Genomic DNA, 23,576 nt, shown 5'->3' with positions numbered 1-23,576 from the left:
ATTACTCAACTATTAATTTCTGCGAAACTGAATCATTAACCAATAAAATATAAATTCCAGAAGATAAATCATTCACACTGAACTGAATTTCATTTGAATTCAAATTATTAATTGATTTTACTTTAACTCCTAAAACGTTAAAAACATCTAGTTTTTCAATAGGAACATCTAAAGTAATATTTACCAAACCATTTGATGGATTAGGGTATATTGATATGTTTAAATTACTAAAACTATCATTACTTAATATTGCATTTTTCTTAACTACAAATAACCCTCTTTCAATATCACTAATAATGATAGAACCGCTTGCGAAATAAGGATAAACACTCCAAGCTCCATTAAATTGATTTGAATTACTTGTAGGAAAAGTATCAAAAAAACCAATCTCATTCATATTTGCTGAATCTAAGTTTGAAATATCCATTATTCTTAAACCTGCTCTGTAATTTGCTAAATAAAAATCATTTCCTTTGGTATAACCATTATGATCAATTGCTGGAGTTTGTCCGTTATAATTCCATTTTAAAACAGGAGCATCTAAATCTGTCATGTCTACAATAACCGTTTTGGTATTAAAGCCAAAACTTTGTTCGTCTACCTCATCCCCTAAAATAAAATATTTATGGTCTTCAGTCAACCAACCTTGATGTGTATATGCTGTATTCGTGTATGTGAAATTTGAAATTAACACTGGTGCTAATTTATTAGTTACATCAACAACTACAACCTTATTTTCATTTGAGCCTATGTAAATTTGCTTACCTAAATGATCTGTGTCAGGACCATTATAAACAACAATTTGAGCATCATGAGAATACCCTTGAGCATTATATTCATTCACAAAAACCGGACTAGCAGGTGTTTGAATATTAATAATGTGCGGACCGCCTCCATTACTTATACCACTACTTCCAGGAACATAAGTCCTTGTACCAATAGCATAAGCATACCCATTCACCTCATCAATAGCTATATTATGACATCTTCCAAAACCCGTGTAGTGAAAATCAGCAGTAAATGTTTGAGGTGTTACTACTCCTCTTAATCGTGTCAAATCAAAAACTTGCATTCCGTGTGCGGAAGCTTCACTAACAATATAAGCATGATTACTATAAACTTTAATATCTCTCCAAATACTACTTACACTTGCAGTTGGTAATTTCCCTAAATATACCGGCGCTGTTGGAACAGAAATATCCACAAAAGCTGTATGACTTGTAAGTCCAATTATTGCATATTCCTTACCATTCATTGGGTCAGTCCATCCCCAAATATCATTACATTCTGTAGAAACAACACCGCCAAGCTGTATTGCTGGCAATTGTGAATATAGATCAATTTTATTGCATGGGTAAGACCCAGCAAATCCTCCAGAACATAATGTTTGTGCTGAAAATGTGACTGTTAGCATTAAAAGAAATGCTGTAAATTTAAATTTCATTAGTAGTTAATTATAATTTGGAATCCAAATATACTAAAATTTAAGCAAGAAAAATTTAAATTAATAGACAAATACTATACATTTGCAACATCATGCAAAAAAACGCAAACATACTTAACAAAAGGGCTCGTTTCGATTATGAAATACTTGACAAGTATAACGCAGGTATCGTCTTAACAGGAACGGAAATAAAATCTATTCGTTTAGGTAAAGCTTCAATTGCCGAAAGTTTTTGTGAATTTCATAATCATGAACTTTTTTTAATAAATGCTACCATAGAAGAGTATTTATATGGAACTCATTATAATCACAAAGCCAAAAGTGAACGAAAGTTGCTTTTAAATAAGAAAGAGTTAAAAAAGCTAAATAAAGATAGCGATAATAAAGGTCTAACCATTGTTCCATTACGTTTATACACCAACGAAAAGGGATTGGCTAAAATTGAAATTGCTTTATGTAGAGGTAAAAAGAATTACGATAAGCGTGAAACTTTAAAAGAAAACGATACTAAGAGAGAAATTGATAGAATTAAAAAGAATTTTTAACTTCTAATATTATTTTTTTGAAAGAAATACTTAAAAACGCTAGAATTAAAATGCAGCTATCAACTAGAAAATTAGCTGAACTTACTTCAATTGACCAAGCACTGATAAGTAAATTTGAAAATGGAAATAGAATACCTACAAAAATTCAAGTTCAAAAATTAGTTGAAATTTTAAATCTTAATTTAAAAACCACTTTAATAGCTTGGTACAAAGTAAAACTCCAAAATGAGTTTGAATTAAATCCGTTTGTAATTCAAGCCATTACTGAACTTTTTAACGAAAAAGGGTTTGATATCGTAAAACAAGAAAACAAAGCCGAAATAGCTTCAATTTTAGATGAAATTGAAATTCTAAAACAAAAACTTACCCATTTAAAATAGTTAATTTTTATCTTCTAAAAGCGGCACAAATCGAAATTCACCATATTCGTGTTTCTCAAATTGGGTTTCATTTTTACGAATCAACATCGTCATAATTTGGTTTTCTTCACCTAACGGAATAACCAACTTACCTCCTACTTTTAATTGCGCCATTAATGGCTGTGGAATAAAAGGAGCACCTGCAGTTACAATAATACTATCAAAAGGAGCTGTTTCTGGCAAACCTTTATAACCATCACCAAAAATTAGTTTCTTTGGATTAAACCCTAATTTTGGTAATAGTAAGGATGTTTTTTTAAATAATTTATTTTGTCTTTCAATACTGTAAACCGTTGCTCCCATTGCGCATAAAACAGCTGTTTGATATCCACTTCCAGTTCCTATTTCTAGAATTTTATCATCTTTCTTAACATCCAACAATTCGCTTTGAAAAGCAACTGTATAAGGTTGAGAAATAGTCTGATCTGCACCAATTGGAAAAGCTTTATCTTGATAAGCAAAATTTTCAAAACTTGAATCTAAAAACAAGTGTCTGGGAATTAATCGTATAGCATCTAATACATTTTTGGATGTAATTCCTTTTTCTTCAAGCAGTTTAGCCAATTGATTTCTAAGGCCTTGATGTTTTGATGTATCGTTCAATTTGAAGTCGTTTTGTTTTTGGTAAAAATAGAAAACAAAATACCAATTATCAATCTTATTTTATCAATTAATTGCTATTTTTGTTGAAAATACTCTATTATGTTGAAAGTTGGCGTACTAGGTGCTGGTCATTTAGGAAAAATACATTTACGATTATTAAATCAATCAGAAAAATATGAATTAGTTGGGTTTTATGACCCATTTGATGATAATGCAAAAAAAGTAGCTACTGAATTTGGTTATAAAAAATTTGATACAATTGCAGATTTAATAGCCGCAGTTGATGTCGTAGACATAGTGACTCCTACTCTTTCTCATCATGATTGTGCAGTGGAAGTTATAAAAGCTGGAAAACATGTTTTCATTGAAAAACCAATTTCTAATACGGTTGCAGAAGCAGAAGAAATAATTGCTTTAGCAAAAGAATATAATGTAAAAGGACAAGTTGGTCACGTAGAACGATTCAACCCTGCGTTTACAGCAGTAAAAAATCAAATTATAAACCCAATGTTTATTGAAACGCATCGTTTAGCCGAATTCAATCCTCGTGGTACAGATGTTCCTGTGGTTTTAGATTTAATGATTCATGATATTGATGCCATTTTAAGCGTTGTAAAATCAAAAGTGAAATCGGTTCATGCAAGTGGCGTTTCTGTTTTAAGCCAATCGCCTGATATTTCAAATGCACGTATCGAATTTGAAAACGGTTGTGTTGCCAATATTACATCGAGTAGAATTTCCATGAAAAATATGCGTAAATCGCGTTTCTTTCAAAAAGATGCTTACATCTCAGTAGATTATTTAGATAAAGTGTGTGAAATCGTAAAAATGAAAGACGCACCAGAAGTTCCTGGCGATTTTGACATGATTTTACAAAATGCAGAAGGCATTAAAAAACAAATCTATTTCGACAATCCAAGTGTAGAACCAAACAATGCCATTTTAGATGAGTTGAATGCTTTCGCAGATGCTATAAACAATAATACAACTCCTATTGTAACTTTAGAAGACGGTACTGAAGCACTTCGTGTTGCGTACATGATTATTGATTCAATGGAGAAAAGATAAATTCAACTTTAAAACAATAATATTTTAACTTCATGTTTACTCAAAATAAAAACGGAAATTCCTTAAAATTTGAATTTGAAGAAGATGGTTTAAATTTTACTTTAAAAGATAAATCTATTCTTAAAACTGAATTCATTTCTTTCGAAGATATTACAAATAGATCACATGAGTTTTTCGAAAAGAATGAGGGGCATAAAAGCAGAGCAATATATTTTTTAATTGTTGGAATGTTATTTTTAGTTTCGAATATCATTTTAAAAACAAGATTATGGTCATGGATGTTTTTGGTTGGCGCTCCAATTTTTTATTTTCTCTACAAGAAATCAATTGTAAATTTCATAGTACTAAACACAGAAACTGAAATGGATATTTGGGTTTTGGAGGATAAAAATCAAAAGAAAATAATTGATGAAATTTATAATCGTAGAAATGATTACTTAATAAAAACATATTTAGAAATAAATTATAATAATGAATCTAGTAGCGAAATAAATAAATTTTCTTGGTTGAAAAAACTTGAAATTATTAATGAAAAAGAATTTGAAGTTATAAAAGAAGATATATTAAATCATAAAATTAAAAATTAAAAAAATACAAAATGAAACAAATAGCTGTAATTGGAGCTGGAACAATGGGTAACGGAATTGCTCACACATTTGCTCAATCAGGATTTACTGTAAAATTAATCGATATTTCTGAAAAATCTTTAGAAAAAGGTATGGCAACTATTGCCAATAACTTAGACCGTATGGTTACTAAAGGTGTAATTTCTGAAGACGATAAACACAAGACTATTTCAAACATCATTACGTATACCGACATTAAAGATGGCGTTGTAGGTTGTGATTTAGTTGTGGAAGCTGCTACAGAAAATGTAGGTTTAAAAATGAACATTTTTAAGCAATTAAGCGAAGTATGCGACCATAACGTAATTTTAGCTTCAAATACTTCATCTATTTCTATTACTCAAATTGCTGCACAAGTATTACATCCAGAAAGAGTTATTGGAATGCACTTTATGAATCCGGTGCCAATCATGAAATTGGTTGAGATTATCCGTGGTTATTCTACTTCAAATGAAGTGACTAAAATCATCATGGATTTATCTGTTAAATTAGGAAAAACACCAACAGAAGTTAACGATTATCCTGGTTTCGTGGCAAATAGAATCTTAATGCCTATGATTAACGAAGCCATCGAAACTTTATACAACGGTGTTGCTGGTGTAGAAGAAATTGATACCGTTATGAAATTAGGAATGGGTCACCCAATGGGACCTTTACAATTAGCTGACTTTATTGGACTTGACGTATGTTTAGCAATTTTAAACGTTATGTACGACGGTTTTAAAAATCCTAAATATGCACCTTGTCCGTTATTAGTAAACATGGTAATGGCAGGAAAATTAGGAGCAAAATCTGGTGAAGGTTTCTACGATTATGCAGAAAGCAGAAAAGCAGAGAAAGTTTCTTCTCAATTTAGTAAATAAAATGAGTTTAAATAAAAGTAAAGCAATCTCAAAAAGAAAATATTATATATTTTGGGGATTGTTTATATTTTCTACCATGTCGATTATCCTATTAGAAACTGATTTTTTTACAGAAAGTTTTTTTCAAAAAAAGAAAACAGGATTCCATATATTGATTATAGTCAACATTTTTTCAATTATAGCAATTACAAATAAGTATCGTAATTCTAAAAGAAAACAAAATTAAAAAAATAGACATTTCTCTTAATGAGCAAAATAATTCCTTTTAAAGCAGTTCGTCCTACAACCGATAAAGTTGGACTTGTAACGTGTAGAAACTACGAAGATTATAGTGCTGCTGAGCTTGCTGCTTGGTTAAACTTTAATCCGTATTCCTTTTTACACATTATAAATCCGGCGTATCAAAATGTACACAACATTAGTTTAGAAAAACGTTTTAAAGGAGTTGCAAATAAATTTCAAGATTTTAAAAACAATAGCGTTTTTATTGAAGATGAAATTCCAGCATTTTATTTGTACGAAATAAAAACAAAAAATGATATTTTTACAGGTATTATTGCTGGTGCATCGGTTGAAGATTATAAAAATGATGTCATTAAAAAACACGAAGACACGCTACAATATCGTGTAGAAATGTTTAAAGATTACTTGCATCAAACCCGCTTTAATACAGAGCCCGTTTTAATTACCTATCCCGATAGTGTAGAAATAAACACGTGGATTTTATTGAAAAAGAAAAATAGAGCCATTTATGAATTTTCTACAACCAATAAAGAAAAACATACACTTTGGAAAATAGATACGCAAAGCGATATCGACTGGCTTGAAAATCATTTTGAAGAAATTCCGAATTTATATATTGCCGATGGTCATCATCGTTCGGCTTCAGCGGAATTACTTTTAGAACAAGACCAACATTTAGGCAATCCTAATTTAAATTACTTTATGAGTTTTTTAATTGCCGAAAGCAATGTGAAGATTTATGAGTTCAATAGAATTATTCGCGATTTAAACGGATTTATCAAAGAAGCTTTTTTGGAAAAATTAGCTGAAAATTTCGAAATTGAATCGAAAGAACAAGAGTTATGGAAACCGCAAAACAAGAAAGAATTTGGAATGTATTTAGATGAAAAATTCTACGCTTTAATCTTCAAACACAAAGAACAACGAGAAGGAATAAAACAAAAACTCGACGCTCAAATTTTATACGATACTGTACTTCAGCCTTTATTAGGAATTGGCGATTTACGTAACGACGAACGTATTGATTACATTTCTGGAAAGCAATCGGTTACGGCAATAAAAGAAAAGGTCGATGATGGCGAATTTGCTGTTGGATTTATGCTATATCCATCCAACATTAATGAAATTAAAGCTTTCGCCGATAACAACTTAATTATGCCTCCAAAAAGTACTTACATTGAACCAAAATTTAGAAGTGGACTTGTAGTATATGAATTGTAATTAAAGAGAAAAGAGAATAAAAACAAACTTGTCTTTTCGACGAAGGAGGCTCGAGCGATAGCGAACAGATGAAATAAATCTCATTAAATAAGAATTAAGATGTCAATCCAACAAAACCTCAACAACATAAAATCCCAACTTCCTGCAAACGTAACACTCGTAGCGGTTTCTAAAACCAAACCTGTTACCGATTTAATGGAAGCCTACAATGCTGGTCAACGTATTTTTGGAGAAAACAAAATCCAAGAAATGGCAGATAAATGGGAACAAATGCCAAAAGACATTCAATGGCACATGATAGGTCATGTACAAACCAATAAGGTAAAATACATGGCACCATTTGTGAGTTTGGTGCATGGTGTGGATAGTTTTAAGCTTTTGAAAGAAATCAATAAACAAGCAGCAAAAAACAATAGAGTCATAGATTGCTTGCTTCAGGTTTTTATAGCCGAAGAAGAAACTAAATTTGGTTTAGATGAAAAGGAATTAGAAGAAATTCTTATTTCAGAAGAGTTTAAAGAACTAAAAAATATAAAAATTGTTGGCTTAATGGGAATGGCTACTTTTACAGATAATCAAACACAAATTGAAAAAGAATTCAAAAATTTAAAATCGATTTTTGATAATTTACAAAATCAACCTACAACCCAAAACCTTCAACCTACAACCCTATCAATGGGAATGAGTGGCGATTACAAACTAGCAATTTCATGTGGAAGCACTATGGTTAGAATAGGAAGTAGTATCTTTGGCGGTAGATAATAACAGTCTTAGAGAAAATTAATTAAAAAGAAGAAGAAGATTTACGCAATACTTGACATAGAAACCACTGGTGGACAATATAATGAAGAAGGAATTACCGAAATAGCCATTTACAAATACAATGGTCATGAAGTAGTAGACCAATTTATTAGTTTGGTAAATCCAGAGAAACCAATCCAACCTTTTGTTGTAAAACTTACTGGTATAAACAATGCCATGTTACGTTCTGCACCAAAATTTCATGAAGTTGCAAAACGAATTATTGAAATTACCGAAGGTTGTATAATTGTAGCGCACAATACTGTTTTTGATTATCGGATTTTAAAAACCGAATTCAAACGATTAGGATACGATTTTAAAAAACAAACACTTTGTACGGTAGAATTATCAAAAAAATTAATTCCAGAGCAAGAATCTTATAGTTTAGGAAAATTAGTTCGTTCATTAGGAATTCCGGTAACGGACAGACATAGAGCAAGCGGAGATGCGCTAGCAACCGTAAAACTATTTAAACTTTTACTTTCAAAAGATTCAACCAAAGAAATTGTAAAGAGTTTTATTAAAACCGAAGTAAAATCGGGATTAAGTCCAAAATTATTAGATTTAGTAGAAACAATGCCTTCTAAAACCGGCATTTACTACATTCATAATGAAAAAGGCGATATTATTTACATTGGTAAAAGTAAAAACATCAAGAAAAGAATTAATCAGCATTTTACTGGCACAAGTGCAAAAAGCAAAAAACTACAACGCGATGTTTATGCCGTAACTTTTGAAGAAACCGGAAGCGAGCTTGTTGCTTTACTAAAAGAAAGTGAAGAAATAAAAATTAACAAACCTATTTACAATAGAGCGCAACGAAAATCTTTATTTCCGTGGGCTTTGTATGTTGAAAAGAACGAAAAAGGATATTTAGCAATTAAAATTGCAAAATCTGACGGGAGAAAAAAAGAATTAACCTCTTTTACAACTTCTCAAGATGCTAAAAATGCTTTGTTTCGTATGACAGAGCAATTTAATCTTTGTCAAAAAATAAACGGTTTATACGATACTAAAAAAAGTTGCTTTCAATATGATATAGAACAATGTTATGGAGCTTGCATCGATAAAGAATCTACTGAAAATTATAATACTCGTGTAAAAGAATGTATTGCTAAAAATTCATTTGAAAATCAAAACATGGTTGTAGTTGATGTAGGAAGGAACAAAGGCGAAAGAACTGCTGTTTTAATTGAAAATGGTATTTATAAAGGTTATGCTTTTTATGATTTAAATTATCAAATTTCAAAGATTGAAATATTGAAAAAAATCATCATTCCAATGCAAAACAATAAAGATGTCAGAACAATTATTCAATCTTACATCAGAAAAAAGAAAGCTTTAAAAATAGTTCGATTTTAAATTTTGTATTTTTGAAACATGAGTGAAGTAAAATCAAAATATCAAAAATTTAGAAAACAAGCTTATATTATCATTTATGGTACAAATACAGTATCTGGTAAATTGTTTGATTTAATATTACTTGGCCTTATTTTATTGAGCGTATTCTTAACCATGATGGAAACTGTTGCTGGTTTTGAAGCTAAATTTCATGATGAACGAATTATTATAGAATGGGTTATAACAATCTTTTTCACTATTGAATATATTTTAAGAATCATTACCATAAATAAGCCTATTAAATACATTTTTAGTTTTTATGGAATAATAGATTTAATTGCAACTTTACCAATGTACATTGCGCAAATTTTTGCAGGATCTGGCATTTTATCAATAGTAAGAGCACTTCGTTTACTTCGATTATTTAAAATATTAAATCACCCAAAGTTTTCAGGACAGAGCAATCAACTTAAAGATGCTTTAATTGCTAGTAGAGGGAAAATTATTGTTTTTATTTACTTTGTACTGATAAGCACAATACTTATTGGTTCAGTAATGTACGTTGTCGAAGGAAAAGAAAATGGTTTCACAAGTATTCCTACAAGTATATATTGGACCATTGTTACACTTACAACTGTAGGCTATGGAGATATATCACCTGTAACACCATTGGGGCAATTCTTAGCTTCTTTTGTAATGATTTTAGGTTATGGAATTATTGCTGTTCCAACAGGCATAGTATCAGCTGAAATTGCAAAACAAGGTAATGAGAAAGAAAAAGATAATTCGGATGAATCTTGTACTGATTGTGGCGCAAAAAATCAAACTAAAAACGCTAACTATTGTTATAATTGCGGAAATCATTTACTAAATGACTAATTATCTAATTACTATCATTGGTCCAACTGCTATTGGAAAAACAGCATTAAGTATTGAATTGGCGCAATATTTTAATTGTGATATAATTTCATGTGACAGTCGTCAATTTTACAAAGAAACTTCAATTGGTACAGCAGTTCCATCAAAAGAAGAATTAGACGCTGCAAAACATCATTTCATTCAAAATAAATCTATTTTAGAGAATTATAATGTAGGTGAATTTGAACGTGAAGCTATTGAAAAGCTTGACGAATTATTTCAGAAAAATAATATTCAAATAATTGTTGGTGGTTCAGGGTTATATGTGAACGCTGTTTTAAATGGTTTTGATGATTTTCCTGCTATTGACGAATCTATTCGTGAGCAACTAAATACTGATTTTGAAGAAAAAGGATTAGATTATTTGGTTGAAACTTTAAAAGAATTGGATTTAGACTATTATAATTACATCGCTGAGAACAATCCGCAGACTTTTAAAAACCCACAACGAATGAAACGCTTTGTAGAAGTTTGTATAGGAACTGGAAAACCCTATTCTTCGTTTTTGAAAAAGAAAAGCAACACACGTAACTTTACTCCTATAATTATTGGCTTAGAGGCTGACAGAGAGATTATGTATAGTAGAATCGAACAACGTGTTGATATTATGATGAACCAAGGCTTATTAAAAGAAGTAGAATCCGTTTTTTCTCATAAAAATTTGAATGCTTTACAAACTGTAGGTTATAGAGAATTGTTTGATTATTTAGATGATAAAATAACTTTAGATTTTGCAGTTGAAGAAATAAAGAAGAATACACGACGCTTTGCAAAACGACAATTGACTTGGTTTAAGCGAACTGAAAACACAAAATGGTTTACATTTCCTTTTAAATCAGAAATAATAATAAAGGAAATAGAAAAAGATATAAAATAAAAAAAGCTCTGATTTTCAGAGCTTTTTTTATTTTATATTTGATTACTTTCTTACTACTAATCTAAATCCTTCACCGTGAATATTTAAAATTTCAACATTTTCATCTAATTTTAAATACTTTCTAAGTTTAGCTATATAAACGTCCATACTACGAGAAGTAAAGTAATTATCATCTCTCCATATTTTTGTTAAAGCTAATTCTCTTGGCATTAAGTCATTTTCATGTAAAGCTAACATTTTTAACAACTCACACTCTTTAGGAGAAAGTTTAATTGGTTCTTCTTTAAGGTAAGTTAAAAATCTTAATTTAGAATTCAAATGAAACTTCCCAATAATAAACTCGAATTTAGTGTTATCTGGTTTTACTTCTGAAGCTTTTCTGGTCATTATTGCTTTAATCTTCATCAATAAAACTTCAGAATCAAAAGGTTTATTTAAATAATCATCAGCTCCTACTTTATAACCTTTTAGAACATCTTCTTTTAATGTTTTAGCAGTTAAAAAGATAATAGGCACTTCTTGATTTTTTTCACGTATTTCCCTTGCTAAAGTATACCCATCTTTATAAGGCATCATTACATCTAAAATGCACAAGTCAAAGACTTCTCTTTTAAATTTTTCAAATCCTTCCATACCATTCTTAGCTAAAGTAACATCAAAGTCGTTCAGCATTAAATAGTCTTTCAAAATTGCTCCGAAGTTAGGATCATCTTCAACTAATAAAATTTTTCTAGCTTCCATATATTTTTTTTTTAATTTATTAATGGCATTTTAATGGTAAAAGTACTTCCTTTACCTTTCTCGCTTTCTACGAATATTTCTCCGTTATGATCTTCAACAATTTGCTTTACATAAGCTAATCCAAGACCATGACCTTTTACATTATGTATATCTCCTGTGTGCTCTCTATAGAATTTTTCAAAAACTCTCTTTTGAGCTAATTTATTCATTCCAGATCCTTGATCTTTGATTTTTATTAAAATTGAATCTTTTACATTTTCAGTATAAATATCAATTATAGGAGCTTCTGGGGAATATTTTATTGCATTATCTAAAATGTTAACTAACACATTAGTGTAATGCACTTCATTTAATAATATTGTTGTTCTATTTGCATTAAAGTGAACGTTTATTTGTCCTTCTCTATCTTCTACAATAAGCCCAACGTGATCGATTGCAACTTCAATTATTTCATTTACATCTCTAGGTTCTTTTGAAATATCTAATTCATTTTTCTCTAATTTAGAAATTCGAAGAACATTTTCTACTTGAGCGTGCATTCTTTTATTTTCATCTTTAATCATTTGAAGGTAACGCATTACCTTTTCTTGATCATTGATTATTTTTGGATTTTTAATAGCATCTAAAGCTAAATTTATAGTTGCAATAGGTGTTTTAAACTCATGCGTCATATTATTAATAAAGTCTGTTTTAATTTCCGATATCTGCTTTTGTTTTATCAACTGATTTAAAGCACTAGAATAAGTTAAAACAATAATTAAAGTAAACAACAACGATAAAGAAGTTATTCCTAGAATTGACGAAAAGACAAATTTATTTTTTTGTGGAAATGAAACAAGTAATTGATACATGCTTCTGTTCTCGTTATCTTGAAAAATTGGAATTCCGTATGTAGATGATTTATCGTACTTAAACTTATCTGAACGGATTTTTGTTGCTAATCCATTACTATAAATTCCAAATTCAAATGGTGTTTTAACACCATATTTATCTAATTCGTCTTTTAATATTTTTTGTAATTTATCATTTGAAATTCTGTCTTGAATAGGTCTTTGAGCTACCATATCTTTAAACATTACCTCAAACTGTGCTTTATCATAAGCAGTAACATTACCTGTCTTTTTAATAGTTAAATCTGGCATTTTGTTCAACTCAATTAATGAGTTATCAATTCCATTACCATTATAAATTTCAGTTTTTCTGTTAGATACTATATTGCCAACATTTAAACTGTCGGCTTTTTTATCAAAGAACGATCCATTAATTCCATAATTTTCAGCTACAATTGTATTCGTGTAAATTATGGTTTCATTAGTATTTGTATTCCTTTCATAAAAAAATATTTCTTTTAAAACATTTCTTTCCGGTTCCTCACCAATACTATCTTTTAATTTGTTGTATTCTGTAATAAATGAAATAAACTCTTGATTGTTTAAATTCTCTGCAACATTACCAATTACTTGTTGAACATGGTTCTTAAATTGTTCTTGGTTTACCGTTAAAGAAGTGTTTATCCAATATAATTGAACTACAATTATGCCGATTAATGACAAACTCATTAAAAAAACTAATAATCGGAATCTTTGCTTATTCATCGATACAAATTTAACTTTTTAACATTTCAAGTTAAATAACATTAACCAAAGATTAACATTAATAGAACTTTTTACGAATTCTTTAAAGTTTCTATAATTTTATCAACTTCGAATAAAGTATTCTCTAATTTTACGTTATTAATAATAAAATTACTACTTTTTTTCTTAATTTTATCAGAAAGTTGGTTCTTAATTCTTTCACGAACACTAACTTCATTTGAATTATCTCTACTAATTGTTCTCTGAATCCTTAACTCTTCTGGCGCTGTGACTAAAATAATTGCATCACAATCTTTATCTCCTCCAGTTTCAAATAAAATAGCAACTTCTTTAATGATAAATGAGTGATTTCTATGCCGTTTTAGCCAATTTAAAAAATGTTTTTTTACTTTTGGATGAACAATTGTATTTAATTCTTTTAATTTTTCGGGATTATTAAAAACAATTGATGCTATTTTTTTTCGATCTAGTTTATTCTTTTCATCTAAAACATTTTCTGAAAAAATAACTGATATTTCAGAAATGACCGATTTACGATTCATAATCTTTTTAGCAGCTTCATCGGCGATATAAACAGGAATGCCTTTTGAAGCAATATAGGCTGCAACAGTAGACTTACCGCTCCCAATCCCACCAGTTAAACCAATAATTTTTGTCATATTATTTTAGTTTAAAAAATAATTCAGGATGTGCTCTTTCTGCAGATTTATTCAAAATATTTAAATTAAAAAATGAAGTTAAAAAACCTCTACCGTATCCATAAAACTGAATTATTGATGCAACAATAGCAAAACCAGCAATTTGAAAAGATTTAGTTTGAATCAATGCGATCAAAAACAATAAAATAAAATAAAATAAGTATAAAATTGAAAATATTGAAATATTAAATGCTAACAAAACTATACTTACAATAAAACTAAAGCAAAATAAAGTTGGAAACCAAAACGTTATTTTAGCATACTCTGGATACCATTTATTTAAAATAGGTCGTGCTTTACCAAATTTATTTACCTGAGTATAAAACTTATTCCAATCTATTCTTCTTTTATGATACACAAAAGCTTCTTTTATAAGTTTTGTATTGTATCCTAAATTCCAAAGTCTAATAGACAAATCGGGATCTTCACCTGGATGAATATTACCAAATCCTTTAGAAGCTTCAAAAGCAGCCCTAGAAAGGCCCATATTAAAACTTCTAGGTTGAAATTTATCAATCTTTTCAGTACCGCCTCTTATTCCTCCGGTTGTTAAAAAAGAAGTCATGCTAAAGTTAATAGCTTTTTGAATATTCGAAAAACTATCTAAAGCTTTATCGGGACCACCGAAACAATCAACATATTGGCTATTTAAGGATTTCTCTACTTCTTTTAAATAGTTTGTTGGTAAAATACAATCTGAATCTAAGATTAGAAAGTAATCTCCTTTTGCATTTTGCATTCCAAAATTTCTTGAATCTCCTGGACCAGAATTTGACTTTAAGAAATAAGAAATATCTAATTCTTCTTTATACTTCTCAATAATAGCTTCACAAGTAATTGAAGAACCGTCTTCGATAATTACCACTTCAAAAGCAGTATCAAAGTCTAATAAAACTATACTTTGAAGAAGCTCATCAATTTCTTCTGGACGGTTATATACAGGAATTATAAAAGAAAAATACATGTTTTACATTTTACACAAAGATATGTAAAATAAAAAAGTCCCACCTAAGTGGGACTTTAAAAATATATTTAATAATTTCTTATTGCTTAACAACTTTAATTGTTTTCACAGCATCACCAACAGTTACATTTACAATGTAAGCGCCAGCACTTAACTGTGACATATCAACTTGAGTTGAATTAGCATTTATGTTTCTTGAAATCACTTCTTGTCCAAGTAAATTAATAACTTTTACAGAAGAGATTTCAGAACTGTATTCTAAATTAAGAACATCTTTCACAGGATTTGGATATGCTAAGAAAGCATTAGAATCAAATGAGTTTGAGCTTAATACTGTATTAACCTGAATACCAAATGTTCCATTTACAACAGTTCCGTATCTATCTACTTGAATATAATACGTATTTCCTGGAGTTAATGCCGCTAAAGTTAAGAAAGATCCCCAAGGAACATTAGTTGTTCCACTATCTTGATCACAACCAATTTCTGCTCCTAAAGTTGATAAATCAGAACAAGTAACACCTGTAGCATCATAAACTGCAATTTCTGTATCACCGTCTTCTAGAGTACCACCAGCAAAATCTGTTGTAACTTCAACAGAACCTGAAGCAGGTGCTACAAAGCTAAACCAAACTGAACTAATTACACCTCCATTAAAACAAGCTGGAACAGGCTCATTTGTTTCTGCTGTAGCTCCAACCATTGTATAATCATTTCCAGTAGTAGGTGCTCCCAATGTTAATGCAATAGGATTACATAAATTATCATTTGCTGGAGGAGTAGCTAATGTAGTAAACATAATTGTTGACCAAGTACTATACGATGGACCTGTACAAACTGTTCTAACATGTAAATAATAAACTGTTGATTGGGTTAACCCAGTAGCATTATATGTTTCTGATGAAAATGGAGTCCCAGAACCAGCAGGGTCAGTAGCCAGTCCATCTAAAACATATTCATAGTTTCCAGTTGTGGCTGTCCATGAAATATCAGCAGAGACATCTGTTAAGTTTGAAACGGCTAATCCAATTGGAGCTGAACAAGCTGGTGTTAATCTAATTTCAAAATTATCAATTGAGAAATCAATATCTGCAGCTCCATTTGTGGCTCCCTCAACACCTCTAAATGCGAAACGTACATCTTGACCAGAGTATGCATCTAGATCTATAATATTAGTTGTACCTGTATTTGAAGGAACATTTGTATCATTATAAGTATATAAAACGGTCCAGTTTGTAGTACCAGTTGAAACTAAAACCTCAACAAAATCATCTGACTCCCATGCAGAAGTAGGTGCATTAGTTGAACCAAACTGAGTTGCGGCTGCATCAAATTTTAATTCATAACCTGTAGCTGGTATAGAATATAATGGAGATAAAATCCAATCGTTTGTACCAGTGGTCCATATATTAATTTTTGCAGCACCCGTTGCTCCAACATTTCCAAAACCATCTTCCGCCCATGAAGAAGTTCCAAATGTAGCTGGACCTGCTGTTAAATCTCCGTTGTCAGCTTCTTGCCAACATCCAGGAACATAAGTTGTAAAATCTTCAGTAGCAGGCACTGTATAAATAGCACATGCTGTTGTAAAATTAAAAGGACCAACCCATGTACTAAAACCACTTCCACCACAATTTGCTCTTACCCAAAATTCATAAGGTGTACTTGGTGCTAAAGAACCTACGTTTACAGGTAAAGGAAAAGAGCTAATATCTAAAGCTGTACCAGCTCCAGAAGGCATTCCAGTCCCTTGTGCCTGAACTACATATTCGTAATCAAATTGTAAACCTCCTGAGCCGTCTACCCATGAAAGATCAGCAGAAGTTGATAAAACATTACTTGCTGACAATGTAGTAGGTTCTATACAAGCCGGCGTTAATCTTATTTCAAAATTATCCACTGAAAAATCAATATCAGCAGTACCATTTGTTGCTCCTTCTACACCTCTGAATGCAAAACGTACATTTTGACCAGAGTATGCATCTAAATCAATAATATTAGTTGTACCTGTATTTGAAGGTACATTTGTATCGTTATAAGTATATAAAACCGTCCAGTTTGTCGTTCCCGTTGAAACTAAAACTTCTACGAAATCATCTGTTTCCCATGCATTTGTTGGTGCATTTGTTGAAGCAAACTGAGTTGCAGCTGCATCAAATTTCAATTCGTAACCTGTAGCTGGAATAGCGTATAAAGGTGATAATATCCAATCATTATCACCAGTAGCATCAATGTTAATTTTAATTGCACCTGTTGCGCCTACATTTCCAAAACCATCAACAACCCAAGAACCAGTCCCAAAAGTGGCAGGACCAGCTGTTAAATCTCCATTATCAGCTTCTTGCCAACATCCTGGAAGATAAGTTGTAAAATTTTCAAGAGTTGGAACACTAAAAGTTCCACAAGGGTTTAATACAACTGAAGTTGTATTAGCTGTTCCACCACCATTTGTACATGTGACTACTAATCTATAATAAATTGCAGTTCCAGAAAATGCTGGGGGAATATATGAAGCAGTTGTAGCTCCTGTTCCACCAACAGCATTTGCCCATGCATCCGTAGCACCATCATCATCAGATTCTTGCCATTGAAAAGTAATTCCTGAAACACCTGAACTATAACCAGTTGCTACTAAAGCAGCAGGTATTTGTCCAGATAAAAGTGTTTGAGTTGCTGGTGTAATTGTACCAGCTACTGGAGTTCCAGCACAAGGTGTTGGTGGTGACCATAAATAAGTCAAACCATCTGAAGGAATAGTTGTTGGAGTCGTAGAATTAAAATAACATGTGTTGTTATTTGCAGTACCAGCTAATGAATTAATCCAATCTCCAGTAGTACTAATAATAATTCTATTATTAAATGCTGTATTAGCAGCTCCTCTTAAACCAACTTGAGGGTAAGTTGTATTAGCTCCAGAAATACAAACACCATAAATTACAGAAATTTGCGATGTAACTGTATTTAATCGAATTTGAAAATTCAATTGTTCTCCAGCCACATTAAATCTTCTAACGTTTAACCATTGAAAAACAAAATCTGAACCAACTTGTTCCCATCTAACCTCTGAACCTGCTCCTACGGAATTCAAATCTCTTCCAAAAGGCGCAACAGCCCCTTGATATGCAGTAGTTGAACTTAATGGAGTATAATTCGTTGTTCCTGGATTAGTAGTTCCAAAAGTAATGAAGCCATTAGAACTAACCCTTACATCAGTGTATGCAGTTCCATTAAAAGTAAAAGCAGTAGGTAAAACTACTGAATACTGCGCATCATCTGCAGCCGGAGCAGATAAAACTGTACCACCCGATATTGCAGTAAAAGTTCCTGCACTTTGAGAAAACGAATATGCACTAACTTGCGCATAGGTCGAATACCCAAATGCTATTAAAAAAGTAAAAAATAAAGTAATTTTTTTCATAAGTATAAATTATTTGTTAATACAAAAATACTCATAACTACTTATTATTAAAGGGCTGATATATGTTAATATCGATGAAAAGTAAAAAAACAACGATAAACAACAAAGGTTTAAGTAAAACTTAAACCTTTGTAACAAAAATATTTTAAATGTTATATTTAAAACTAATTTATACTCTTAATCTTAACCATTTCATTGGTATCCGCATCATAATCTACTCCATCGAAACCGAAGCCAAATAAATTTAAGAAGTCTTGTTTGTATCCTGCTAAATCACCTAATTCAACTAATGATTCAGTTGTAGATTCTTTCCATAATTTTGCAATACGTTCTTGAACATCATCACGCATTTCCCAATCGTCAATTCGAATTCTTCCTTTATCATCAACAGGAACAGCATTACCAGTATATAATCTATCAGCATACAAACGTTGTATTTGCTCAATACAACCTTCGTGAATTCCTTCAGCTTTCATGATTTTATACAATAATGAAATATATAATGGAATTACTGGTATTGCAGAACTAGCTTGTGTTACCAATGCTTTGTTTACAGAAACATATCCTTTTCCGTTAATATCTTTTAATTTATCTGTAATTTCAAAAGCAGTTGCTTCTAAATGATCTTTTGCACGACCTATTGTTCCTTTTCTGTAAACAGCTTCTGTAACTTCTGGTCCAATATATGAATAAGCAATTGTTGTTAATCCATCTGCTAAAACTCCAGCTTCTTTCATAGCATCAATCCACATCATCCAATCTTCTCCACCCATAACAGTAACTGTATTTGCAATATCGTCTTCATTTGCAGGTTCAATTGAAACATTAGAAACATTTCCAGTATGGAAGTCAACTGTTTTATTCGTAAATGTTCCTCCTATTGGCTTTAAAGTAGAACGGTGCAAAACTCCAGTTTCTGGATGCATACGCACAGGTGAAGCTAAACTATAAATAATTTGATCAACCTGACCTAAGTCGGCTTTAATCATGTCAATCGTTTGTTGTTTAACTTCTTTTGAAAAAGCATCACCATTAATACTTTTTGCATATAAACCAGCTTTTTCAGCTTCTTGTTCGAAAGCTGCAGAGTTATACCATCCTGGAGAAGCCGTTTTCCCTTCGCTAGGTGGTTTTTCAAAGAAAACTCCAATTGTTGAAGCATCAGCTCCAAAAGCACTTGTTATTCTTGAAGCTAATCCAAAACCAGTTGAAGCGCCAATAACCAATATACGTTTTGGTCCGTTTATTTTTCCTTTTGATTTAATATATTCGATTTGATTTTTTACATTTTGTTCACATCCTTTTGGGTGAGATGTTAAACAAATAAATCCTCTCATTCTTGGTTCAATAATCATAACTTAGTTGTTAATTAGTTGAATTTATTATTAGTTTGTTTGATTTACAAAACTATTAAAAAAAATTAGTTTAATAGTGCTTTTGCGTGATTTAAAGCCGAATCTGAAATTGATTTCCCAGATAACATTTCGGCAATTTCTTTTATTCTTTCTTCTTGGGTCAATAGTTTTAACTCAGAAACTGTGGTTTCATTCTCTGTAAACTTGAATACTTTGTAGTGTTGTGTTCCTTTTGCGGCAATTTGTGGTAAATGTGTAATGGCGAAAACTTGAATGTTCTTACTCATTTCCTTCATAATTTCGCCAATTTTAATTGCAATTTCTCCTGAAACTCCAGTATCGATCTCATCAAAAATAATAGACGGAAGTTTAGTGTAATTTGCCATAACTGCTTTTATAGCCAACATGATTCGAGACATTTCTCCTCCAGAAGCTACTTTCTTAAGCGTTCCTAGTTGCATTCCTTTATTTGAAGTGAATAACGTTTCTATAGTATCTTTCCCTGATTTAAAATAGGAATCAGTTTGAGTAACATTGAATTGAATTTGAGCATCTGGCATACCCAAACTACTCAATATAGTTTCAATTTGAGTTGACAAATGACTTGTATTCGAAATTCTTCGTTCAGACAATTGATTAGCGTATTCATCTACTCTACTTTGAGCTTCAGCAACTTCAATTTCTAATTTATTAATTTGAAAATCTAAATCATCAACCTTCATCACTTTAGTATCTAAATCTTCTCTAATTGCAATTAAATCTTCTACAGAATTAACCTGATGTTTTTTCTGTAAACTATAAATAGATTGTAATTTTGTGTTTACTTCTTCTAATCGTTCAGGGTTATTAATTACTTTTTCTGAAAGTGACGAACATTCATTCATAATATCTTGAAATTCAATTTGAATGCTGTTTATTCTTTCTGAAACATCTAAATAATTTTTAGACAAGCCTGCAATTTTTTGCAAAGATTGCTTCACTTCATTCAAATTAATTAATATTCCAACTTGGTCATCGTTTGAAATTTGTAAAGCTTTATCTAAACTTTCAACTATAAACTCAACGTTTGAAAGTTGTTCCAGTTCATCTTCAAGCACGTCTTGTTCGCCTTCTTTTAAATTAGCCAACAACAATTCATTTAATAAAAAACTATTGTATTCTTGCTGTTTTGAAAGTGTTTCTTTTTCTGTTTTAAAATGACTTAACTGCTTTTTAATAGTATTAAATTGCTTTAGTTCTTGAGAATATTTAACAAGAATATCCGCATTATTTGCAATTGCGTCTACAATTTCCAACTGATATTCTTCATTTAAAATTTCTCTTGTTTGATGTTGAGAATGAATGTCAATTAAAAAACCTGACAACTCTTGAAGAATATTTAAGTTAGCAGGACTATCATTAATAAAAGCTCTTGATTTACCAGATGGTAAAATTTCTCTTCTTATGATTGATTGGTCTTCATAATCTAAATCATTTTCAATAAAAAAACTTTGTAGATTATAGTTTTTTAATAACAAATGAGCTTCAATAACGCATTTTTGTTCTTTATCTTTTAAAACGGATAAATCTGCACGATTTCCTAAAACCAAACCAAGTGCGCCTAGAAGAATTGATTTACCAGCTCCTGTTTCACCTGTTATAATAGAAAATTCATCAGAAAAATCAATTTCTAGTGATTCAATTAAAGCATAATTCTTTATGGTTAAAGATAAAAGCATTTGAAAAAATGTTTAAAACAAATTAATTAATCTTGTTCCATTTCACAGAATTTAATGGTGAAATTCTATTTAATGTTTCTATCAATTGAGAGTTATTTGTAGCAGGTCCACCTGAAAATATACTCACAATTTCATCAGTTTTTGCATCGAAAAAAGTACGCGTTAATAAAGCGTTTGGTCTACTTTTTTGAATTTTAGCAACCGTTTCAATGGCAATTGAAACACCTTCTTTTCCTTTCAATAAATTATCTGACATTAAATCTAAGCCCTCAAAGTGATATTGGTACAAGGCCTTTCTGTAAGGTTGAAATGTATTTGAAAGCAAATCAGAAATTAAGAAATAACGATTAGAATTACCACCTTCTGACTGACTCCAACCTTTATAACCACTACTTTGAGCAACATTCATAATATTTGATGCAACATCTAATTGTTTTGTTCCTCCCAAATCTTCAAATGAGTCTTTATCTAAGCCAATAATTAAGTTTGAATAAAAAGCCAAAACAGAAATTAAATTAGAAGTAAAACTATTTTGATCATAGATTAACTGTTCAAACTCAATATATCTGAAACTAAAATCTTTATCGTTAATGTTTAAAATAGGTGATTCGTATGTTGAATTAAAAATAGGTCGTGAAGATTGAATTTGTAAGGTAGATTCAAAATTGTTTGAATTATACTTAGATATATTTATAAAAAAATTACAGTTAATTTTTTCGTTTTGTTTATATTCTTTAGTAGTCCACTTTGTTGTGTTTAAAAACTCTGTAAGTTGCTTTTCTAAATTTTTAAAAATCTGTGGATTTACATCCGTCATTCTATCATAATTAACAGAAACAGAACATTTTAATTCTTGTGAAAATAAAGATTGGAAACTAATAAAAGCTAAAACTACATATACTATTTTATTTCTCATAATGCTTAATAATTATATTAACAATATCTTGAGCAACAGCTTCTTTAGATTTTAAATCCATTGGAAATTCATTGAAATTTTTATCAATAAAAGTAACTTTATTGGTAGCATGACCAAAACCCGCTCCTTTATCATTTAATGAATTTAAAACTATCAAATCTAAATTTTTCTTTTTAATTTTTCCCTTAGCATGTTCAAGTTCGTTTTCTGTTTCTAATGCAAAACCTATTAAAAATTGATTTTTTTTCTTTTTTCCTAAAGTAGCTAAAATATCTTGAGTTTTCTCTAACTCTATTGTTAAATTAGTATCCTGTTTTTTGATTTTTTGTGAAGCAACATTTTTTGGACGATAATCTGCAACTGCTGCTGCTGCAATTGCTACATCAACATTTTCAAAGTTATCTTGACATACATCATACATTTCTTGAGCTGAAAAAACTTTTATTAACTGAACGGCATTGTTTTTTAATATTTGATGACTCGGACCAGAAACCAGGATTACTTCTGCTCCTTTATCAGCTGCTTCTGATGCAATATCATACCCCATTTTACCCGAAGAATGATTACCAATAAAACGCACAGGATCTATTGCTTCGTATGTTGGACCAGCTGTAATTAGTATTTTTTTGCCTTTAAGTGGCAATTGAGACAACAAATCACTTTCTAAAAAACTAATGATGTTTTCAGGCTCAGCCATTCTTCCTTCACCAGATAAACCACTTGCTAATTCTCCACTCTCTGCTGGAATAATAGTATTACCAAATTGTTTTAATTTGGAAAAACTCGATAAAGTTGAAGGGTGTTTATACATATCCAAATCCATTGCTGGAGCAAAGTAAACCGGACATTTAGCAGATAAATAAGTTGCAATTAATAGGTTATCGCAATTACCATTTGCCATTTTAGACATAGTATTTGCAGTAGCAGGTGCAATAATAAATAAATCAGCCCAAAGAGCTAAATCTACATGATTATTCCACATTGCTTCTTTATCCTCTTCATTAAAAAAATCGGAGTAAACCTGATTTTTAGAAAGTGTTGATAAAGTTAACGGAGTTATAAAATCCTTAGAAGCAGGTGTCATTATCACTTGGACATGTGCACCTGCTTTTATAAAAAGTCTAACAAGATGTGCTGTCTTATAAGCAGCAATACCACCAGAGATTCCTAGTAAGATTTTTTTACCGCTTAGTACAGACATA

21 protein-coding genes are annotated in these 23,576 nt (G+C 30.6%); 10 read left to right on the top strand and 11 right to left on the bottom strand.

Translation table 11 applies throughout. The features are described from left to right. Position 1: 1 nt before the first annotated feature. Positions 2 to 1,444, bottom strand: a complete 1,443-nt coding sequence (locus tag ACQ65T_RS07410) for a choice-of-anchor B family protein (protein WP_430400447.1) — start codon at positions 1,442 to 1,444, stop codon at positions 2 to 4. A 92-nt stretch (positions 1,445 to 1,536) separates the two neighbouring features. Here ACQ65T_RS07410 and smpB point away from each other — a divergent pair, with 92 nt between their 5' ends. Then, the gene (gene smpB, locus ACQ65T_RS07405; RefSeq protein ID WP_430400446.1) at positions 1,537 to 1,989 is read left to right on the top strand and encodes an SsrA-binding protein SmpB; all 453 of its coding nucleotides are present in this window, start codon (positions 1,537 to 1,539) and stop codon (positions 1,987 to 1,989) included. Positions 1,990 to 2,006: 17 nt separating this feature from the next. After that, complete coding sequence (locus ACQ65T_RS07400) at positions 2,007 to 2,369, top strand: helix-turn-helix domain-containing protein (RefSeq protein ID WP_430400445.1); 363 nt, start codon at positions 2,007 to 2,009, stop codon at positions 2,367 to 2,369. Here the strand turns inward: ACQ65T_RS07400 and ACQ65T_RS07395 are convergent, their stop codons facing one another. Further along, a complete protein-coding gene (locus ACQ65T_RS07395) occupies positions 2,370 to 3,011 on the bottom strand; it encodes a protein-L-isoaspartate(D-aspartate) O-methyltransferase (protein ID WP_430400444.1) in 642 nt (213 codons plus the stop codon). 99 nt (positions 3,012 to 3,110) lie between these two features. On the opposite strand from ACQ65T_RS07395, the gene ACQ65T_RS07390 reads away from it, so the two are divergent. From ACQ65T_RS07390 to miaA, 8 genes are all read left to right on the top strand, one after another. Continuing rightward, positions 3,111 to 4,079: a Gfo/Idh/MocA family protein gene (locus tag ACQ65T_RS07390; protein ID WP_430400443.1), complete on the top strand. Its 969-nt coding sequence runs from the start codon at positions 3,111 to 3,113 to the stop codon at positions 4,077 to 4,079. A gap of 32 nt (positions 4,080 to 4,111) precedes the next feature. Further along, a complete protein-coding gene (locus ACQ65T_RS07385) occupies positions 4,112 to 4,666 on the top strand; it encodes a hypothetical protein (RefSeq protein ID WP_430400442.1) in 555 nt (184 codons plus the stop codon). A gap of 11 nt (positions 4,667 to 4,677) precedes the next feature. Beyond that, positions 4,678 to 5,568: a 3-hydroxyacyl-CoA dehydrogenase family protein gene (locus ACQ65T_RS07380; protein ID WP_430400441.1), complete on the top strand. Its 891-nt coding sequence runs from the start codon at positions 4,678 to 4,680 to the stop codon at positions 5,566 to 5,568. Positions 5,569 to 5,814: 246 nt separating this feature from the next. Then, complete coding sequence (locus ACQ65T_RS07375; RefSeq protein ID WP_430400440.1) at positions 5,815 to 7,032, top strand: DUF1015 domain-containing protein; 1,218 nt, start codon at positions 5,815 to 5,817, stop codon at positions 7,030 to 7,032. Between the two features lie 99 nt (positions 7,033 to 7,131). Beyond that, positions 7,132 to 7,794 (top strand): YggS family pyridoxal phosphate-dependent enzyme, encoded by a 663-nt coding sequence (locus ACQ65T_RS07370; RefSeq protein WP_430400439.1) that lies wholly within the window; start codon positions 7,132 to 7,134, stop codon positions 7,792 to 7,794. Between the two features lie 39 nt (positions 7,795 to 7,833). Next, positions 7,834 to 9,195, top strand: coding sequence for an exonuclease domain-containing protein (locus ACQ65T_RS07365; protein ID WP_430401338.1), 1,362 nt, complete (start codon positions 7,834 to 7,836; stop codon positions 9,193 to 9,195). Between the two features lie 18 nt (positions 9,196 to 9,213). Then, positions 9,214 to 10,053 (top strand): ion transporter, encoded by an 840-nt coding sequence (locus ACQ65T_RS07360; RefSeq protein ID WP_430400438.1) that lies wholly within the window; start codon positions 9,214 to 9,216, stop codon positions 10,051 to 10,053. Further along, positions 10,046 to 10,969, top strand: coding sequence for a tRNA (adenosine(37)-N6)-dimethylallyltransferase MiaA (gene miaA, locus ACQ65T_RS07355; protein ID WP_430400437.1), 924 nt, complete (start codon positions 10,046 to 10,048; stop codon positions 10,967 to 10,969). The genes ACQ65T_RS07360 and miaA overlap by 8 nt, the downstream gene beginning before the upstream one ends. Positions 10,970 to 11,011: 42 nt before the next feature. Here the strand turns inward: miaA and ACQ65T_RS07350 are convergent, their stop codons facing one another. From ACQ65T_RS07350 to coaBC, 9 genes are all read right to left on the bottom strand, one after another. Beyond that, positions 11,012 to 11,710, bottom strand: a complete 699-nt coding sequence (locus ACQ65T_RS07350; protein WP_430400436.1) for a response regulator transcription factor — start codon at positions 11,708 to 11,710, stop codon at positions 11,012 to 11,014. An 11-nt stretch (positions 11,711 to 11,721) separates the two neighbouring features. Then, the gene (locus tag ACQ65T_RS07345) at positions 11,722 to 13,305 is read right to left on the bottom strand and encodes a sensor histidine kinase (RefSeq protein WP_430400435.1); all 1,584 of its coding nucleotides are present in this window, start codon (positions 13,303 to 13,305) and stop codon (positions 11,722 to 11,724) included. Between the two features lie 71 nt (positions 13,306 to 13,376). Further along, the gene (coaE, locus tag ACQ65T_RS07340) at positions 13,377 to 13,964 is read right to left on the bottom strand and encodes a dephospho-CoA kinase (RefSeq protein ID WP_430400434.1); all 588 of its coding nucleotides are present in this window, start codon (positions 13,962 to 13,964) and stop codon (positions 13,377 to 13,379) included. A gap of 1 nt (position 13,965) precedes the next feature. Further along, positions 13,966 to 14,967 carry a glycosyltransferase gene (locus ACQ65T_RS07335; RefSeq protein WP_430400433.1) on the bottom strand — a complete coding sequence of 334 codons (1,002 nt, stop codon included), beginning with the start codon at positions 14,965 to 14,967 and terminating at the stop codon, positions 13,966 to 13,968. Positions 14,968 to 15,046: 79 nt separating this feature from the next. Further along, positions 15,047 to 18,385 (bottom strand): T9SS type A sorting domain-containing protein, encoded by a 3,339-nt coding sequence (locus ACQ65T_RS07330; RefSeq protein WP_430400432.1) that lies wholly within the window; start codon positions 18,383 to 18,385, stop codon positions 15,047 to 15,049. A gap of 164 nt (positions 18,386 to 18,549) precedes the next feature. Further along, positions 18,550 to 19,740 carry an enoyl-ACP reductase FabV gene (gene fabV, locus ACQ65T_RS07325; RefSeq protein WP_430400431.1) on the bottom strand — a complete coding sequence of 397 codons (1,191 nt, stop codon included), beginning with the start codon at positions 19,738 to 19,740 and terminating at the stop codon, positions 18,550 to 18,552. 65 nt (positions 19,741 to 19,805) lie between these two features. Then, positions 19,806 to 21,458, bottom strand: coding sequence for a DNA repair protein RecN (gene recN / locus ACQ65T_RS07320; protein ID WP_430400430.1), 1,653 nt, complete (start codon positions 21,456 to 21,458; stop codon positions 19,806 to 19,808). Between the two features lie 22 nt (positions 21,459 to 21,480). After that, the gene (locus ACQ65T_RS07315) at positions 21,481 to 22,374 is read right to left on the bottom strand and encodes a DUF4835 family protein (protein WP_430400429.1); all 894 of its coding nucleotides are present in this window, start codon (positions 22,372 to 22,374) and stop codon (positions 21,481 to 21,483) included. Continuing rightward, the gene (coaBC, locus tag ACQ65T_RS07310) at positions 22,364 to 23,575 is read right to left on the bottom strand and encodes a bifunctional phosphopantothenoylcysteine decarboxylase/phosphopantothenate--cysteine ligase CoaBC (RefSeq protein ID WP_430400428.1); all 1,212 of its coding nucleotides are present in this window, start codon (positions 23,573 to 23,575) and stop codon (positions 22,364 to 22,366) included. The genes ACQ65T_RS07315 and coaBC overlap by 11 nt, the downstream gene beginning before the upstream one ends. Between the last annotated feature and the right edge of the window lies 1 nt (position 23,576).

The organism is Flavobacterium sp. (assembly GCF_965284515.1).
Lineage (GTDB): Bacteria > Bacteroidota > Bacteroidia > Flavobacteriales > Flavobacteriaceae > Flavobacterium.
Note: the sequence above shows the minus strand (reverse complement) of the source record. Positions and strands in the feature narration are given on the sequence as shown.

What these genes read in the sequence shown, in the direction of transcription:
- ACQ65T_RS07410 (WP_430400447.1), bottom strand. Translation starts at nt 1,444, where the DNA reads ATGAAATTTAAATTTACAGCATTTCTTTTAATGCTAACAGTCACATTT.
- smpB (WP_430400446.1), top strand. Translation starts at nt 1,537, where the DNA reads ATGCAAAAAAACGCAAACATACTTAACAAAAGGGCTCGTTTCGATTAT.
- ACQ65T_RS07390 (WP_430400443.1), top strand. Translation starts at nt 3,111, where the DNA reads ATGTTGAAAGTTGGCGTACTAGGTGCTGGTCATTTAGGAAAAATACAT.
- ACQ65T_RS07385 (WP_430400442.1), top strand. Translation starts at nt 4,112, where the DNA reads ATGTTTACTCAAAATAAAAACGGAAATTCCTTAAAATTTGAATTTGAA.
- ACQ65T_RS07380 (WP_430400441.1), top strand. Translation starts at nt 4,678, where the DNA reads ATGAAACAAATAGCTGTAATTGGAGCTGGAACAATGGGTAACGGAATT.
- ACQ65T_RS07375 (WP_430400440.1), top strand. Translation starts at nt 5,815, where the DNA reads ATGAGCAAAATAATTCCTTTTAAAGCAGTTCGTCCTACAACCGATAAA.
- ACQ65T_RS07370 (WP_430400439.1), top strand. Translation starts at nt 7,132, where the DNA reads ATGTCAATCCAACAAAACCTCAACAACATAAAATCCCAACTTCCTGCA.
- ACQ65T_RS07360 (WP_430400438.1), top strand. Translation starts at nt 9,214, where the DNA reads ATGAGTGAAGTAAAATCAAAATATCAAAAATTTAGAAAACAAGCTTAT.
- miaA (WP_430400437.1), top strand. Translation starts at nt 10,046, where the DNA reads ATGACTAATTATCTAATTACTATCATTGGTCCAACTGCTATTGGAAAA.
- ACQ65T_RS07350 (WP_430400436.1), bottom strand. Translation starts at nt 11,710, where the DNA reads ATGGAAGCTAGAAAAATTTTATTAGTTGAAGATGATCCTAACTTCGGA.
- ACQ65T_RS07345 (WP_430400435.1), bottom strand. Translation starts at nt 13,305, where the DNA reads ATGAATAAGCAAAGATTCCGATTATTAGTTTTTTTAATGAGTTTGTCA.
- coaE (WP_430400434.1), bottom strand. Translation starts at nt 13,964, where the DNA reads ATGACAAAAATTATTGGTTTAACTGGTGGGATTGGGAGCGGTAAGTCT.
- ACQ65T_RS07335 (WP_430400433.1), bottom strand. Translation starts at nt 14,967, where the DNA reads ATGTATTTTTCTTTTATAATTCCTGTATATAACCGTCCAGAAGAAATT.
- ACQ65T_RS07330 (WP_430400432.1), bottom strand. Translation starts at nt 18,385, where the DNA reads ATGAAAAAAATTACTTTATTTTTTACTTTTTTAATAGCATTTGGGTAT.
- fabV (WP_430400431.1), bottom strand. Translation starts at nt 19,740, where the DNA reads ATGATTATTGAACCAAGAATGAGAGGATTTATTTGTTTAACATCTCAC.
- recN (WP_430400430.1), bottom strand. Translation starts at nt 21,458, where the DNA reads ATGCTTTTATCTTTAACCATAAAGAATTATGCTTTAATTGAATCACTA.
- ACQ65T_RS07315 (WP_430400429.1), bottom strand. Translation starts at nt 22,374, where the DNA reads ATGAGAAATAAAATAGTATATGTAGTTTTAGCTTTTATTAGTTTCCAA.
- coaBC (WP_430400428.1), bottom strand. Translation starts at nt 23,575, where the DNA reads ATGTCTGTACTAAGCGGTAAAAAAATCTTACTAGGAATCTCTGGTGGT.